Below are 15,659 nucleotides of genomic sequence, written 5' to 3'. Positions count from 1 at the left end.
GTTCCCCGATGCTGCGAGGTGAGCACCCGGATGTCAGCGACACAGCCCGTACAGCCCGTACAGCCCAAGGTGACCGAGCGCGAGGCGCGGCAGGTCGCGGAAGCGGCCCGGGAGGCGGACTGGCGCAAGCCCAGCTTCGCCAAGGAACTCTTCCTCGGACGGTTCCGGCTGGACCTGATCCACCCCCACCCGCTCCCCGCCGACGAGGACGTCCGGCGCGGCGAGGCCTTCCTGGCCCGGCTGCGCGAGTTCTGCGAGCACGAGATCGACGGTCCGCGCATCGAGCGCGAGGCCCGCATCCCCGACGAGACGGTGCGCGGGCTCAAGGAGCTCGGCGCCCTCGGGATGAAGATCGACCCCAAGTACGGCGGCCTCGGCCTGACGCAGGTCTACTACAACAAGGCCCTCGCCCTCGTCGGCTCCGTCAGCCCCGCCATCGGCGCCCTGCTCTCCGCCCACCAGTCGATCGGCGTGCCCCAGCCGCTGAAGATGTTCGGCACCCAGGAGCAGAAGGACACCTGGCTGCCGCGCTGCGCCACGACCGCCGTCAGCGCCTTCCTGCTCACCGAACCCGACGTGGGCTCCGACCCCGCCCGACTGGCCACCACGGCCGTGCCCGACGGGGAGGACGCCTACGTCCTGGACGGGGTGAAGCTGTGGACGACCAACGGCGTGGTCGCGGACCTCCTCGTGGTCATGGCCCGGGTGCCCGCGGGCGAGGGACACAAGGGCGGCATCACCGCCTTCGTCGTCGAGGCCGACTCCCCGGGCATCACCGTCGAGCACCGCAACGCCTTCATGGGCCTGCGCGGCCTGGAGAACGGCGTCACCCGCTTCCACCGCGTCCGCGTCCCCGCCGCCAACCGGATCGGCGCCGAGGGGGCCGGCCTGAAGATCGCGCTGACCACCCTCAACACCGGGCGGCTGTCGCTGCCCGCCATGTGCGTGGGCGCCGGCAAGTGGTGCCTGAAGATCGCCCGCGAATGGTCCGCCGTACGCGAGCAGTGGGGCCGCCCCGTCGCCCGCCACGAGGCCGTCGGAGCGAAGATCTCCTTCATCGCCGCCACCACCTTCGCCCTGGAGGCGGTCGTCGACCTCGCCTCCCAGATGGCCGACGAGGACCGCAACGACATCCGCATCGAAGCCGCCCTGGCCAAGCTGTACGGCTCGGAGATGGCCTGCCTGATGGCCGACGAACTGGTCCAGATCCGCGGCGGTCGCGGCTTCGAGACCGCCGAGTCGCTGGCCGCGCGCGGGGAGCGGGCCGTCCCCGCCGAACAGATGCTCCGCGACCTGCGCATCAACCGGATCTTCGAGGGCTCCACCGAGATCATGCACCTGCTGATCGCCCGCGAGGCCGTCGACGCCCACCTCTCCGTCGCCGGCGACCTCATCGACCCCGACAAGGCCCTGGGGGACAAGGCGAAGGCGGGCGCCCGCGCCGCCGGGTTCTACGCCCGCTGGCTGCCCCAACTGGCCACCGGGGCCGGACAGCTCCCCGGCACCTACCGGGAGTTCCACCCCGGCGGCCACCCCGATCTCTCCACCCACCTGCGCTACGTCGAACGCGGCGCCCGCAAACTCGCCCGCAGCACCTTCTACGCCATGTCCCGCTGGCAGGGCCGTATGGAGACCAAGCAGGGCTTCCTCGGCCGGGTCGTGGACATCGGCGCCGAGCTGTTCGCGATGAGCGCCGCCTGCGTGCGCGCCGAGCACCTGCGCGCCACGGGGGACCACGGGCGCGAGGCCTACCAGCTCGCCGACGCGTTCTGCCGGCAGTCCCGGCTGCGCGTCGAGGAGCTGTTCGGCCGACTGTGGGCCAACACCGACGACCTCGACCGCAAGGTCGTCGAAGGGGTCCTCGGCGGCGTCTACACCTGGCTGGAGGAGGGCGTCCTCGACCCCTCGGGCGACGGCCCGTGGATCGCCGACGCCACCCCCGGCCCCTCCACCCACGAAAACGTGCACCGTCCCCTGCGCTGACCTGCCATCATCGGCAACAGCCCGGACGGACGTACGAGTAACGAGCGCACGTGCGGGAACGGGTACGGAACGGGCAACGGCACGAGGCGGATGAGGACGATGGCGACGGCCGAGGAGGACCGGGCCGGCCGACGGCTGGCCTGGTGCGTGGCGCACCTGCTGCGCCACGCACCCCAGCAGGTCGTCGCCGACCTGCTGGAGCGGCTCGACGGGACCACCCGCAAGTACTTGTGCCGCGACCAGTGGCTGCCCGCCTCGGCCGTCACCCTGCTCCTGCGCCACGGCACCGACACCGACCGGCACTACATCGCCCGCAACCCGCACGTCGTCGGCCGCCCGCTGCCCGGCCTGCCCGGCCCCGCGCGGTACGCCGCCCGGCCCGGACCCTCCCCGGAACTCCTGCGGGAGACGGGCCCGGGCCCCCTCGCCCCGGACGAGCTGATCCGGCTGCTCCGCCGGCACGGCCGCCGCCCCCGCGTCCCGCTGACCCTCCTCGGCATACCCCACCTGCTCGACACGCAGACGCTGCTGCGCGAGCACGCCCGCGACCCCCTGCCGCCCGGCGCCGTCGAGGCGCTGCTGCTGGTGGGCGCCCTGCCCCGGGAGGTCTGCGCGGCGCTCCTGGACGCGCGCACGGGGCCGACGTACGGGCGTAACTGGCACCGCCCCGCCGTCCGCGCCGTCCGCACCGGCCTGCTCACCTGCGACGAACTCGTCGCCCGCGTGGCCCCGGCCCCCCGCACCCTGCTGCTCGGCCACCTCCCCGTCGGGCGCGGCCTGCGCTGGAGCCTGCCCGAACAGGCCGAGATGCAGTCGGCCGTACAGCGCGTCCTGCGCCCGCTGCTCGGCGAGGACCCCCGGCTCTGGGCCGAGCTGCCGCGCCGCGCCCCCGCCTTCCGCGGCACCCTCCCCGAACTGGCGCGGACCCTGGCCGCGGGCACCCCGCCCCCACCCGGCGCCGTCCGCCACGACCCCGCGCTGGCCCGCGCCGTACGCCACCTCGCGCCGGACGCGGCGTCGGCGGAACCGACCGGGGCCTGGGAGCGGGAACTGGCCCTGGTGAGCCTGGCCGTGCCGATGGAGACCGTCGAGGAGGACGTCCGCTGGGTCCGCGACTGCCTGGACCGCGGCCTGTTGACCGGCGCCGACGTGGTCCGGCACAAGGTCCCCGCCTGCTGGGCGCTGGACGAGGACCAGTGGCTCGGTGACATCGGCCACCCCGACCGTCACGACCGTCCCGCGGCCGTCCTCGCCGCCCGCGCCGAGGCCGACCGGCTGTTCGACGCCGCCCTCGGCGACGACGCGCGGGCCTGGTGGCGGGCCGCCCGCGCGCTGCCCGACTTCGCCGGAACGCTGCCGGAGCTGTTGGCCCGCGTCACGGACGGGGACTCCGTGTCCAAGCGGCCCTGAGTTGCGGCAACAATGGGGGGCATGAGCGACAGTCCAGCCCCCCTCGCCGACCCGCACCTCCTCTTCGACGCCGCGGCCGGCCGCCGGGACATCGTCATCCTCGGGTCCACCGGGTCGATCGGCACCCAGGCCATCGACCTCGCCCTGCGCAACCCGGACCGCTTCCGGGTCACCGCGCTGTCCGCCGCCGGCGGGCGCGTCGCCCTGCTGGCCGAGCAGGCCCGCAGGCTGCGGGTCCAGGTCGTGGCCGTCGCCCGCGAGGACGTCGTACCGGCCCTGAAGGAGGCGCTGAGCGCCGAGTACGGGAGCTCCGAGCCGCTGCCCGAGATCCTCGCCGGGCCCGACGCGGCCACCGAGCTCGCCGCCTCCCCCTGCCACACCGTCCTCAACGGCATCACCGGCTCCATCGGGCTCGCGCCCACCCTCGCCGCGCTGCGCGCCGGCCGCACCCTCGCCCTCGCCAACAAGGAGTCGCTGATCGTCGGCGGCCCCCTGGTGAAGGCCCTCGCGAAGCCCGGCCAGATCATCCCGGTCGACTCCGAGCACGCCGCGCTCTTCCAGGCGCTGGCCGCCGGCACCCGGGCCGACGTCCGCAAGCTCGTGGTCACCGCCTCCGGCGGCCCCTTCCGCGGCCGCACCCGCGCCGAGCTGGCCTCCGTCACCGTCCAGGACGCCCTCGCGCACCCCACCTGGGCCATGGGCCCGGTCATCACCGTGAACTCGGCGACCCTGGTCAACAAGGGCCTGGAGGTCATCGAGGCCCACCTGCTCTACGACGTCCCCTTCGACCGCATCGAGGTCGTCGTCCACCCCCAGTCGTACGTGCACTCCATGGTCGAGTTCACCGACGGCTCCACCCTCGCCCAGGCCACCCCGCCCGACATGGGCGGCCCCATCGCCATCGGCCTCGGCTGGCCCGTACGCGTCTCGGACGCCGCCCCCGCCTTCGACTGGACCAAGGCGTCGACCTGGGAGTTCTTCCCGCTCGACACCGAGGCCTTCCCCGCCGTGGACCTGGCCCGCCGCGTCGGCACGCTCGGCGGCACCGCGCCGGCCGTCTTCAACGCGGCGAACGAGGAGTGCGTCGAGGCGTTCCTGGCCGGTCGGCTGCCGTTCACAGCAATCATGGATACCGTCTCTGCCGTGGTCGATGAGCACGGGACGCCGGACACGGGAACTTCCCTGACCGTCGCGGACGTCCTCGAAGCGGAGACCTGGGCCAGGGCCCGGGCACGGGAGATGGCGGCGCGCGCCGCCGTGGAGGCGAGCGCATGACACTGCTGCTGACCCTGCTGGGCGTGCTCGTCTTCGTGGTCGGGCTGCTCTTCTCCATCGCCTGGCACGAGCTGGGCCACCTCTCCACGGCCAAGCTCTTCGGCATCCGCGTGCCCCAGTACATGGTCGGCTTCGGCCGGACCATCTGGTCGCGCAAGAAGGGCGAGACGGAGTACGGGATCAAGGCCATCCCGATGGGCGGCTACATCCGCATGATCGGGATGTTCCCGCCCGGGGACGACGGCAAGGTCACGGCACGCTCCACCTCGCCGTTCCGCTCGATGATCGAGGACGCCCGCTCGGCGGCCTACGAGGAGCTCCAGCCCGGGGACGAGAGCCGGCTGTTCTACACGCGCAAGCCCTGGAAGCGCGTGATCGTGATGTTCGCGGGCCCCTTCATGAACCTGGTGCTCGCCCTGGCGATCTTCTTCGGCGTGTGGATGACCTTCGGGATCAACCGCACGACCACCGAGATCGCCGGCGTCTCGCCCTGCGTGATCCAGCAGAGCGAGAACCGCGACGAGTGCAGGCCCGGCGACCCCGTCGCCCCGGCCAAGCAGGCGGGCCTGATGGCGAAGGACCGGATCGTCGCCTTCGACGGCCGCGCGGTCACCGACTGGGCCGCCCTGCAGAAGCAGATCCGCGACACCGTCGGCCCGGCCACCGTCACCGTCGTACGCGACGGCGCGCGCCTCGACGTCCCGGTGAACCTGATCGAGAACCGGGTCGCCAAGAGCGACGGCCACGGCGGCTACGTCAAGGGCCAGTACGTGACGGCGGGCTGGCTCGGCTTCAGCCCGCGCAACGAGATCGCCGCCCTGTCCTTCGGCGAGTCGGTCGACCACCTCGGCGACATCGTCGAGAGCAGCGTCCAGGGCCTCGTCAACCTGCCCGCCAAGGTCCCCGCCCTGTGGAACGCGGCCTTCGGCGGCGCCGAGCGCGAGGCCGACTCCCCGATGGGCATCGTCGGCGCGGCCCGCATCAGCGGCGACATCGCCGCCCTCGACCTGCCCAGCGAACAGAAGACGTCGATCCTGCTGAACGTGCTCGGCATGTTCAACCTGTCGCTCTTCCTGTTCAACATGCTGCCCCTCCTCCCGCTCGACGGCGGCCACATCGCCGGCGCCCTGTGGGAGTCCCTGCGGCGCCAGGTGGCCCGGATCTTCCGCCGCGCCGACCCCGGCCCCTTCGACGTGGCCAAGCTGATGCCCGCCGCCTACGTGGTGGCCGGCGTCTTCGTCTGCTTCACGCTGTTGGTGCTGGTGGCCGACGTGGTCAACCCGATCAAGATCACCTAGCGGGAGGCGTCGCACCGGCCCGCCGCCGGCGCGACGTACATCCCACGGCCGGGAGCCGGGCACGCTTCGTGCCCGGCTCCCTACGTTCGGGTGGCGCACCCCCTCGGATGCGAGGGGCACGCCCTCATTGGCGTAACCTCGAAGGCTGGAGCCCGCCGATATCGGGACCTCGATCCACACCTTGGGGTTGCACAGCAGATGACTGCCATCTCTCTCGGAATGCCGGCCGTGCCGACGAAGCTTGCCGACCGCAGGGTCAGCCGCAAGATCCAGGTCGGCTCGGTCGCCGTCGGCGGCGACGCGCCCATCTCGGTGCAGTCGATGACCACGACCCGCACCTCCGACATCGGCGCCACCCTCCAGCAGATCGCCGAACTGACCGCCTCCGGCTGCAACATCGTCCGCGTGGCCTGCCCGACCCAGGACGACGCCGACGCACTGGCCGTCATCGCGAAGAAGTCGCAGATCCCGGTCATCGCCGACATCCACTTCCAGCCCAAGTACGTGTTCGCCGCCATCGACGCCGGCTGCGCCGCCGTCCGCGTGAACCCGGGCAACATCAAGCAGTTCGACGACAAGGTCAAGGAGATCGCGAAGGCCGCGAACGACGCGGGCACCCCGATCCGCATCGGCGTCAACGCCGGCTCCCTCGACGCCCGCCTGCTGAAGAAGTACGGCAAGGCCACCCCCGAGGCGCTGGTCGAGTCCGCGCTGTGGGAAGCCTCCCTCTTCGAGGAGCACGGCTTCAGCGACATCAAGATCTCGGTCAAGCACAACGACCCGGTCGTCATGGTCAACGCCTACCGGCAGCTCGCCGCCGCGTGCGACTACCCGCTGCACCTCGGCGTCACCGAGGCCGGCCCCGCCTTCCAGGGCACCATCAAGTCCGCCGTCGCCTTCGGCGCGCTGCTCTCCGAGGGCATCGGCGACACCATCCGCGTCTCCCTCTCGGCCCCGCCGGCCGAGGAGGTCAAGGTCGGCATCCAGATCCTGGAGTCCCTCAACCTCAAGCCGCGCCGCCTGGAGATCGTCTCCTGCCCCTCCTGCGGCCGCGCCCAGGTCGACGTCTACAAGCTCGCCGAAGAGGTGACCGCCGGCCTGGAGGGCATGGAGGTCCCGCTGCGCGTCGCCGTCATGGGCTGCGTCGTCAACGGCCCCGGCGAGGCCCGTGAGGCCGACCTCGGCGTCGCCTCCGGCAACGGCAAGGGCCAGATCTTCGTGAAGGGCGAGGTCATCAAGACCGTCCCCGAGTCGAAGATCGTGGAGACCCTCATCGAAGAGGCGATGAAGATCGCCGAGCAGATGGAGAAGGACGGCGTCGCCTCCGGCGAGCCCACCGTCGCCATCGGCGTCTGACACGACCCGAGGGTCGCCGGGGCCGTCGAGGCCGCCGGGCGACCCCGGCCACCGAACGGGCCCCGGCCCCGTTCCCGCAGCTCGCGGGCGGGTTCGGGGCCCTTTCGTGACCCGTGGGACCAGGCATCCTCAGGTCCGGGCGGGTACAGTGCGGAGATCAGCGGACTTGCATGGTGAGGCCCCCAGTGTTGACGCAGACCACCACCCGGGTCCTTGAACCCAGTGATCTCGACGCCGCGCTCGACATCCTCGGACGCGAGCCGGTCGAGAACGCGTTCGTCACCTCCCGGGTCCAGGTCGCCGGGCTCGACCCCTGGCGCCTGGGCGGCGAGATGTGGGGCTGGTACGCCGACGGCGAGCTGCGCGCCCTGTGCTACGCGGGAGCCAACCTCGTCCCCGTCTGCGCCGGCCCCGACGCCGTCCGCGCCTTCGCCGACCGCGCCCGCCGCACCGGCCGGCGCTGCTCCTCCATCGTCGGCCCCGCCGAGGCCACCCGACTGCTGTGGAAGCTCCTGGAACCCAGCTGGGGACCGGCCCGCGACGTCCGCTCCCACCAGCCCCTCATGACCATGGACCGGCCGTCCGCCGAGATCACCGCCGACCCCCTCGTCCGCCGCGTCCGCAAGGACGAGATGGACCTGATCATGCCCGCCTGCGTGGCCATGTTCACCGAGGAGGTCGGCATCTCCCCGCTCGCCGGCGACGGCGGCCTCCTCTACCAGGCCCGGGTCGCCGAGCTCGTCGGCTCGGGCCGCTCCTTCGCCCGCATCGAGGACGGCAAGGTCGTCTTCAAGGCGGAGATCGGCGCCGCCACCTCCCGCGCCTGCCAGATCCAGGGCGTCTGGGTCGACCCCGAGTTCCGCGGCCGGGGCCACTCCGAGACCGGCATGGCCGCCGTCGTCGCCTACGCCCTGCGCGACGTGGCACCCGTGGTCAGCCTCTACGTCAACGACTTCAACACCGCCGCCCGCGCCGCCTACCGCCGCGTCGGCTTCCGCGAGGTCGGCGCCTTCATGAGCGTCCTGTTCTGACCCCCGGCCCGTGGCCGCTTTCGGCCCCGCACCCGTACCGGAGCGGCGGTACCCCGCAGTAAGGTCGCCGCATGCTGCCTCCTCCCGCGGGCGACGACCCCGCCCGGCCCGCCGGCCTCCGCATCGGCCCCCTGGACCTCGCCGCCCGCGTGGACGAGGCCCTGCGCGTCCAGGCCGTGGCCTTCGGACTCAGCGAGGAGGAGGTCGGCATCCGGCGCTACATCGTCCAGCGCCACATGACCTCGCCCGGCGCCCGCGCCCTCGGCGCCTTCACCGAGGACGGCGCCCTCGCCGGCTTCGTCTACGGCATGCCCAACGACCGCACCCACTGGTGGTCCACCATCGTCGAGCCCTACCTGCGCGCCCGCGGCGAGGACGGCTGGCTCGACGACTCCTTCGTCATCACCGAACTCCACGTCCACCCCGGCTTCCAGGGCCGCGGCGTCGGCCGCGCCCTCATCACCCGCATCACCGACGGAGCCGCCCAGACCCGCTCGATCCTCTCGGCCATCGACACCGACAGCCCGGCCCGCTGCCTGTACACCGCACTCGGCTACACCGACCTGGCCCGCAAGGTCCTCTTCCCGAGCGCGAGCCTCCCGTACGCCGTCATGGGCGCCCCCCTGCCCCTGCGCAGGCCCTGAAACCGTTTCCGGGCTCCGCCGCGCCCCCGGTAGCCTCCCGACATGTCTACGCAACACGTGCAGCGCATGTCCCGCCTCCTCGCCAGGACCCTGAGGGAGGACCCGGCCGACGCCGAGACCCTCAGCCACCGTCTCCTCGTCCGCGCCGGCTACGTCCGCCGCAGCTCGGCGGGCGTCTGGACCTGGCTGCCGCTCGGCAAGCGGGTCCTGGACAACGTCGCACGGATCGTCCGCGAGGAGATGGACGCCATCGGCGCCCAGGAGGTGCTGCTCCCCGCCCTGCTGCCCCGGGAACCGTACGAGGTCAGCGGACGCTGGAGCGAGTACGGCGACCTGCTGTTCCGCCTGAAGGACCGCAAGGGCGCCGACTACCTGCTCGGCCCCACCCACGAGGAGATCTTCACCCTCCTGGTGAAGGACCAGTGCACGTCCTACAAGGACCTGCCCGTGATGCTCTACCAGATCCAGACCAAGTACCGCGACGAGGCCCGCCCCCGCTCCGGGGTGCTGCGCGGACGCGAGTTCCAGATGAAGGACTCCTACTCCTTCGACACCTCCGACGAGGGCCTCGCCGAGTCCTACCGCCTCCACCGCGAGGCGTACGTGCGGATCTTCGAGCGGCTCGGCCTGGACCACCGGATCGTCTCGGCCGTGTCGGGCGCCATGGGCGGCTCCGCCTCCGAGGAGTTCCTCGCCCCCGCCGCCGCCGGCGAGGACACCTTCGCCGACTGCCCCTCCTGCGGCTACGCCGCCAACACCGAGGCCGTCACCTTCGCCCTGCGGCCCGTGAGCGCGGACCACGGCCCCGTCGAGGAGCTGGACACCCCCGACACCCCCACCATCGAGTCCCTGGCCGCCCTGCTGGACGTCCCGGCCTCCGCCACTCTGAAGAACCTCCTGGTCAAGGTCGACGGCGAGATCACGGCCGTCGGCGTCCCCGGTGACCGCGAGGTCGACCTCGGCAAGCTCGCCGAACACCTCGCGCCCGCGGTCGTCGAACTGGTCACCGCCGAGGACTTCGCCGACCGTCCCGACCTCGTACGCGGCTACGTGGGCCCGCAGGGCCTGGACAAGGTGCCCTACCTCGCCGACCCCCGCGTCGCCCCCGGCACCGCCTGGGTGACCGGCGCCAACCGCCCCGACACCCACGCCCGCAACGTGGTGTGCGGCCGCGACTTCGAGGTGGACCGCCACCTCGACGTGGTCGTCGTCGAGCCCGGCGACCCCTGCCCCTCCTGCGGCGCGGGCCTGCGACTGGACCGGGCGATCGAGGTCGGCCACATCTTCCAGCTGGGCCGCAAGTACGCGGACGCCTTCGGCCTCGACGTGCTCGGCCGGGAGGGCAAGCCCGTCCGCGTCACCATGGGCTCCTACGGCATCGGCGTCTCCCGGGCCGTGGCCGCCCTCGCCGAACAGACCGCCGACGCCCGGGGCCTGTGCTGGCCCGCCGAGGTGGCCCCCGCCGACGTGCACGTGGTCGCGGCCGGCAAGGCCGTACCGCTGGCCCTGGCCGAGGAGGCCGCCGACGCGCTGGCCGCCGCCGGGAAGAGGGTGCTGCTGGACGACCGCGCGGGCCTCTCCCCGGGCGTCAAGCTCACCGACGCGGAACTGATCGGCGTGCCGTGGATCCTCGTCGCAGGCCGCCGCGCCGCCGACGGCATCGTCGAACTCCAGCACCGCCCCACGGGGACCCGCGAGGAACTCCCCCTGGCCGAAGCCCTGGCCCGCCTGAACCGATAGCCCGGAGCCCCGGGAGCCCCCGGCGAAGCCCTGGCCCTCGGCGACCCGTGGGCCTGGCGACCCCTGGGCCTCGGCCACCCATGGGCTCCGCGCGGCTTCCGGGCTCCCGGCGAACCCTGGGCCCTGGCGGCCCTGGGCTCCGGCGACCCCTGGCTCCGGCGATCCGCGGGCTCCCGGTAGGGCTCAGGCGCTCAGACGCCCCGGCCGGTCGCCCGGGCCGTCCGTCGCCGCCGGTCCCCGATCCGGATCCGGGGCCGGCAGCGGCGGCGGCGTACCGGCCCCCTCGGCGGAGTCGGGCCCGCGGTGCGGCCCGGAAGGCGCCTCGTGCCCCGCCGGCGCCGCACGCTCCAGGAAGCGCAACAGCTCCACCGGGAACGGCAGCACCAGCGTGGAGTTCTTCTCCGCGGCCACCGCCACCACCGTCTGGAGCAGCCGCAGTTGGAGCGCGGCCGGCTGCTCCGACATGACCTCCGCCGCCTCCGCCAACTTCCTCGACGCCTGCAGCTCCGCGTCCGCGTTGATCACCCGCGCCCGCCGCTCGCGGTCCGCCTCCGCCTGACGGGCCATCGACCGCTTCATCGTCTCCGGCAGGGACACGTCCTTGATCTCGACCCGGTCGATCTGCACGCCCCAGCCCATCGCCGGACTGTCGATCATCAGCTCCAGGCCCTGGTTCAGCTTCTCCCGGTTCGACAACAGGTCGTCGAGGTCCGACTTGCCGATGATCGACCGCAACGAGGTCTGCGCCATCTGCGAGACCGCGAAGCGGTAGTCCTCCACCTCGATGATCGCGCTCGCGGGATCGACCACCTTGAAGTACACGACCGCGTCCACCCGCACCGTGACGTTGTCCCGGGTGATGCCCTCCTGGGCCGGCACGGGCAACGTCACGATCTGCAGGTTCACCTTCCGCAGCCGGTCCACCACCGGGACGATCATCGTGAACCCCGGCGGCCGCACGCCCGCCCGCACCCGACCGAAGCGGAACACCACGCCGCGCTCGTACTGCTTCACCACCCGGGCGGCTGCGCCCAGGTACACCGCGACACCCGCCGCGGCGGCGATTCCCGCTGCCAGGAGTTCTTCGACCATGACGGCCCCCTGCCGGGCATGTCTTCCTACCTACGGTATGCCCTACAACCAGGCCGCGAACTCCAGCAACAGCTCCGCGTCCCGCCGCCGTCCGGCCGCCAGCGCCCGGTTGCCGGACTCCACCGCCCGGAACACCGTCCAGCCCCGCAGCCGGTCGCGGTCCACCTCCAGCGAGTCCGCGAGCCTGTTCACCCGCCGACGCGCGCCGGCCGCCCCCGCCGAGGTGGCGACCTGGTCCTCCACCCGGTCACGGACCAGCCGCGCCAGGTCGTAGGCCCGCTCGCCGACCACCGGCTCCGGGCCCACCGTCAGCCACGGCGCGCGCTCGCCCGCCAGCACCTTGCCCTGCCGGAAGTTGCCGTGCAGGAGCAGCTCCTCGCCGGGCCGCGCCGTCAGCTCCTCCCGCAGCGCCATCGCCGTGTCCGCCAGGCCCCGCAGCTCCGGCGGCGCCGCGCGCAGGGCCGCGCACTGGGCGGCCGTACGATCCGCCACCGACTCGAAGGGGTGCCCGGCCGGCGGCTCCACCCACAGCCGTCGCAGCGTGCCGCACGCCTCCAGCAGGGCCTTCGCCTCCGGCAGCGAGCGCAGGGACACCTCGGGGTGCAGCCGTTCCAGCAGGACGGCCCCGTCCCGCTCGTGGTGGCGCGAGTCGAGGACCCGTACCGCGCCGAACCCGCCCCAGTGCGCCAGCGCCGCCAGCTCACGGTCCGGCCGGGCCCCCGGAGGGGCCATCTTCAGCGCGGCCGGGGTGCCGTCGGCGTAGCGCACGAGGAGCAGCAGGCTGCTGCGACCGCCCGGGGCCTGGACCCGCTGGGCCACCACCTCGCGTCGCCCGAGCGCCTCCTCGGCCAGCTCGGGCAACCGCCCCAGCCACTCCGTGTCCCGCGTCGTCTCCGGCAGCTCGCCGAGCGCCCGTACGAGTCGCTGGGGCGGTTCGAAAGCCATGCGTGCGTGGTCCCTTTCAGCTGTGCCGGGCTCGCTCCGAACGTTCCGTGAGCCCAGGGAAGGCTACGCCGACCCCGCGCCAGCGTGCCGCGCGGACGGCCGCGGCGCTCAGCGCGTCGGCCGCCTCGCGGCGCAACCGGCCGTCCGCCGACCGGACGAGATCGGAGTACGCCCCCGCCACCCGGTCCTCGATCTCGGCGGCCAGCCGCTCGGTGTCGGCCGGGGAACGCAGCTCGAACGGCAGCGTGTACGCCGCCTCGCTCGGCTGCGGCGCGCCGCCCAGCTCACGGACCGTACGGGTGAGCGCGTCACGGCGCGCGAGGTGCGCCCCGTGGGCCTCCCGGGCCTCGCCCGCCCGGGCGGCGGCGCTGCGGGCACCGATGACCCCGTACGCGTACACCGCCGCGTGTTCGGCGGCCAGCGCGGCCTGGGCCGCCTGGAGGGGCCGGTTCACGGCGGGGGAGGGTGCGCGCTTCACGAGGCGGCTCCGGGGTTCGTGGTGAGCAGGTACGCGTGGACGGCGCCGCACGCCGCCACCGAGGCCAACATCCGGGCCAGTTCCCCGGGGGCGCCGGCCAGCGCGATGGTCCGGGCCTCGGACAGGCTCCGCTCGGCGTCGGCCAGGGCGCTCAGGGCCTCCGCCGGTTGCGGGGGCACGGGCTCGCGGCTCGCCGGGGCGCCGGGGGAGCCGCCGGAGGCGCCGGCCGACGGCGGGGTCGAGGCGTGCGGGGAGGCCCCGGCCGCCGCGCCGGGCGAGGCCGAGGTGTTCGATTTCGGGGCCGGGAAGGCCAGCGCCGAGGCGTGCGCGGCGACCGCGGCACGCAGCGGCGCGAGGCGTTCGGCGAGCGACGGATGCGCCGTCAGAGTGGTGTCGTAACGTTCCAGCAACCGTTCGCTGTCACGCACCGCCCCCTCCCGCATCCGCCGTTCGAGCGCGACGGCGGAGTCGGTCCCGGACGCGCCGCCCCCGCCGGTACACCCGGTGGTCAACGCGGCCCCGGCCACACCGGCGGCTCCGACGAGCAGGCTCCTTCGCGAGGGCCTCAAGGGCAGGGTCCAGGGCACGGCGACGTCCTCGGGGGTGATGTCGGGGCAGGGTGTGATCACGGTACCCGGGGGCGTCGGGCTCGGCGCGGACGGCAACACCCTCCGCGACCGGATACCCTTTGACCTGACACGCGACGGAAAACGACAACAGCAGACGCGGCCGAGGAGTCACCCGGATGAGCACCACCCAGAGCGACAGGCTGCGCGGACTGCTGGAGCCGCTCGTCACCGCCAAGGGCCTGGACCTCGAGGACATCGAACTGTCCAAGGCAGGCCGCCGCCGGATGCTGCGCATCATCGTCGATTCCGACGAGGGCCTCGACCTGGACCTCTGCGCCGAGCTGAGCCGTGAGATCTCCGACAAGCTCGACGAGACCGACGTGATGGGCGAGGACGAGTACCAGCTCGAAGTCAGCTCCCCGGGCGCGGACCGCCCGCTCACCGAGCACCGTCACTACGTCCGGGCCACGGGCCGACTCGTGAAGTTCCAGCTGTCCGTCGAGGGCGACAAGGGCGACAAGGGCGAGGAACTGATCGCCCGCATCCTCGGCGTCGACGACGAGGGCATGGACCTCGAGGTTCCGGGCGTGAAGGGCCGCAAGGCGACCGCCCGCCGCGTCGCGTTCACCGACATCGCCAGGGCGCGTGTCGAGATCGAGTTCAACCGCAAAGACAAGAGCGGCATGCAGAAAGAAGAGGAGGCGTAGCCGTGGACATCGACATGAGTGCCCTGCGGGGTCTGGTCCGGGAGAAGGAGATCTCCTTCGACCTGCTCGTCGAGGCGATCGAGTCGGCCCTCCTCATCGCGTACCACCGCACCGAGGGGAGCTTCCGGCGCGCGCGTGTCGTGCTGGACCGCGCCAACGGTCACGTGGTCGTGTGGGCGACCGAGGACCCGAGGGACCTCGAAGAGGGTCAGGAGCCCAAGGAGTTCGACGACACGCCGTCGGACTTCGGGCGCATCGCCGCGACGACCGCCAAGCAGGTGATCCTCCAGCGTCTGCGCGACGCCGAGGACGACCTGACCTTCGGCGAGTTCGCCGGCCGCGAGGGCGACGTCATCACCGGTGTCGTCCAGCAGGGCAAGGACCCCAAGAACGTCCTCGTCGACATCGGCAAGCTGGAGGCCATCCTGCCCGTGCAGGAGCAGGTCCCCGGCGAGGAGTACCCGCACGGGCTCCGCCTGAAGGCGTACGTGGTGCGCGTGGCGAAGGGCGTGCGCGGTCCGTCCGTGACCCTGTCGCGCACCCACCCGAACCTGGTGAAGAAGCTGTTCGCGCTGGAGGTCCCCGAGATCGCCGACGGCAGCGTCGAGATCTCGGCGATCGCCCGCGAGGCCGGTCACCGCACCAAGATCGCCGTCCGGTCCACCCGTTCGGGCCTCAACCCGAAGGGCGCCTGCATCGGCCCGATGGGCAGCCGCGTGCGCAACGTCATGGCCGAACTGCACGGCGAGAAGATCGACATCGTCGACTGGTCGGACGACCCGGCGGAGATGGTGGCCAACGCCCTGTCGCCCGCTCGGGTGAGCAAGGTCGAGGTCGTCGACTGGGACTCCCGCTCGGCCCGCGTGACCGTGCCCGACTACCAGCTGTCGCTGGCGATCGGCAAGGAGGGCCAGAACGCCCGCCTCGCCGCCCGCCTCACCGGCTGGCGCATCGACATCCGCCCCGACACCGAGGTCCCCTCGGACGAGGACGGCGGCCGTGACGGTGGTCGCGACGCCGACCGCGGCGGATACCGGGGTCGGGAATAAATCACTACCGACCGGAGGTTTCCGGCCGGTAGACAGGGACTCCCGATGCCGGGAGTCCCTCCTGGATCACAACGACATCCGT

Annotated in this window: 14 protein-coding genes; 10 read left to right on the top strand and 4 right to left on the bottom strand. The window is 73.0% G+C overall.

The genetic code is table 11. The features are described from left to right. Nucleotides 1-30: 30 nt before the first annotated feature. The 8 genes from AB0D01_RS21175 to AB0D01_RS21140 all read left to right on the top strand — a co-directional run bounded on the left by AB0D01_RS21175 (nt 31) and on the right by AB0D01_RS21140 (nt 10,737). On the top strand, nt 31-1,983 hold the full coding sequence (locus tag AB0D01_RS21175) for an acyl-CoA dehydrogenase family protein (protein WP_363057435.1): 1,953 nt from the start codon (nt 31-33) through the stop codon (nt 1,981-1,983). A gap of 99 nt (nt 1,984-2,082) precedes the next feature. Beyond that, nucleotides 2,083-3,393: a hypothetical protein gene (locus AB0D01_RS21170; RefSeq protein ID WP_363057433.1), complete on the top strand. Its 1,311-nt coding sequence runs from the start codon at nt 2,083-2,085 to the stop codon at nt 3,391-3,393. Nucleotides 3,394-3,414: 21 nt separating this feature from the next. After that, entirely contained in the window at nt 3,415-4,668 is a 1,254-nt protein-coding gene (gene dxr, locus AB0D01_RS21165; protein WP_363057431.1) for a 1-deoxy-D-xylulose-5-phosphate reductoisomerase, read from the top strand. Continuing rightward, nucleotides 4,665-5,966, top strand: coding sequence for a site-2 protease family protein (locus tag AB0D01_RS21160; RefSeq protein WP_363057429.1), 1,302 nt, complete (start codon nt 4,665-4,667; stop codon nt 5,964-5,966). Before dxr ends, AB0D01_RS21160 begins: the two co-directional genes overlap by 4 nt. Nucleotides 5,967-6,164: 198 nt before the next feature. Further along, on the top strand, nt 6,165-7,322 hold the full coding sequence (ispG, locus tag AB0D01_RS21155) for a flavodoxin-dependent (E)-4-hydroxy-3-methylbut-2-enyl-diphosphate synthase (protein ID WP_249768049.1): 1,158 nt from the start codon (nt 6,165-6,167) through the stop codon (nt 7,320-7,322). Nucleotides 7,323-7,492: 170 nt separating this feature from the next. Further along, nucleotides 7,493-8,353: a GNAT family N-acetyltransferase gene (locus tag AB0D01_RS21150; RefSeq protein ID WP_363057426.1), complete on the top strand. Its 861-nt coding sequence runs from the start codon at nt 7,493-7,495 to the stop codon at nt 8,351-8,353. A gap of 71 nt (nt 8,354-8,424) precedes the next feature. Further along, nucleotides 8,425-8,997, top strand: coding sequence for a GNAT family N-acetyltransferase (locus tag AB0D01_RS21145; protein WP_363057424.1), 573 nt, complete (start codon nt 8,425-8,427; stop codon nt 8,995-8,997). A gap of 42 nt (nt 8,998-9,039) precedes the next feature. Continuing rightward, entirely contained in the window at nt 9,040-10,737 is a 1,698-nt protein-coding gene (locus AB0D01_RS21140; RefSeq protein WP_363057422.1) for a proline--tRNA ligase, read from the top strand. Between the two features lie 183 nt (nt 10,738-10,920). Here AB0D01_RS21140 and AB0D01_RS21135 read toward each other — a convergent pair whose 3' ends face one another. The 4 genes from AB0D01_RS21135 to AB0D01_RS21120 are packed head-to-tail and all read right to left on the bottom strand — an operon-like array spanning nt 10,921 to nt 13,881. Further along, complete coding sequence (locus tag AB0D01_RS21135; RefSeq protein ID WP_363057420.1) at nt 10,921-11,829, bottom strand: slipin family protein; 909 nt, start codon at nt 11,827-11,829, stop codon at nt 10,921-10,923. Nucleotides 11,830-11,871: 42 nt separating this feature from the next. Then, nucleotides 11,872-12,774, bottom strand: coding sequence for an aminoglycoside phosphotransferase family protein (locus AB0D01_RS21130; RefSeq protein WP_363057418.1), 903 nt, complete (start codon nt 12,772-12,774; stop codon nt 11,872-11,874). Nucleotides 12,775-12,790: 16 nt separating this feature from the next. Further along, complete coding sequence (locus AB0D01_RS21125) at nt 12,791-13,252, bottom strand: ferritin-like domain-containing protein (protein WP_363057416.1); 462 nt, start codon at nt 13,250-13,252, stop codon at nt 12,791-12,793. Further along, nucleotides 13,249-13,881, bottom strand: a complete 633-nt coding sequence (locus tag AB0D01_RS21120; RefSeq protein ID WP_363057414.1) for a hypothetical protein — start codon at nt 13,879-13,881, stop codon at nt 13,249-13,251. The genes AB0D01_RS21125 and AB0D01_RS21120 overlap by 4 nt, the downstream gene beginning before the upstream one ends. Nucleotides 13,882-13,997: 116 nt before the next feature. Here AB0D01_RS21120 and rimP point away from each other — a divergent pair, with 116 nt between their 5' ends. Both rimP and nusA read left to right on the top strand, forming a co-directional pair. Next, nucleotides 13,998-14,528: a ribosome maturation factor RimP gene (gene rimP / locus AB0D01_RS21115; RefSeq protein ID WP_363057412.1), complete on the top strand. Its 531-nt coding sequence runs from the start codon at nt 13,998-14,000 to the stop codon at nt 14,526-14,528. Nucleotides 14,529-14,530: 2 nt separating this feature from the next. After that, nucleotides 14,531-15,577, top strand: a complete 1,047-nt coding sequence (gene nusA / locus AB0D01_RS21110) for a transcription termination factor NusA (RefSeq protein ID WP_363057410.1) — start codon at nt 14,531-14,533, stop codon at nt 15,575-15,577. Nucleotides 15,578-15,659 lie beyond the last annotated feature (82 nt).

Source organism: Streptomyces sp. NPDC048606 (assembly GCF_040650855.1).
Classification (GTDB): Bacteria; Actinomycetota; Actinomycetes; order Streptomycetales; family Streptomycetaceae; genus Streptomyces.
The sequence above is the reverse complement of the archived record's forward strand: the minus strand, read 5'-3'. Positions and strand labels throughout refer to the sequence as shown.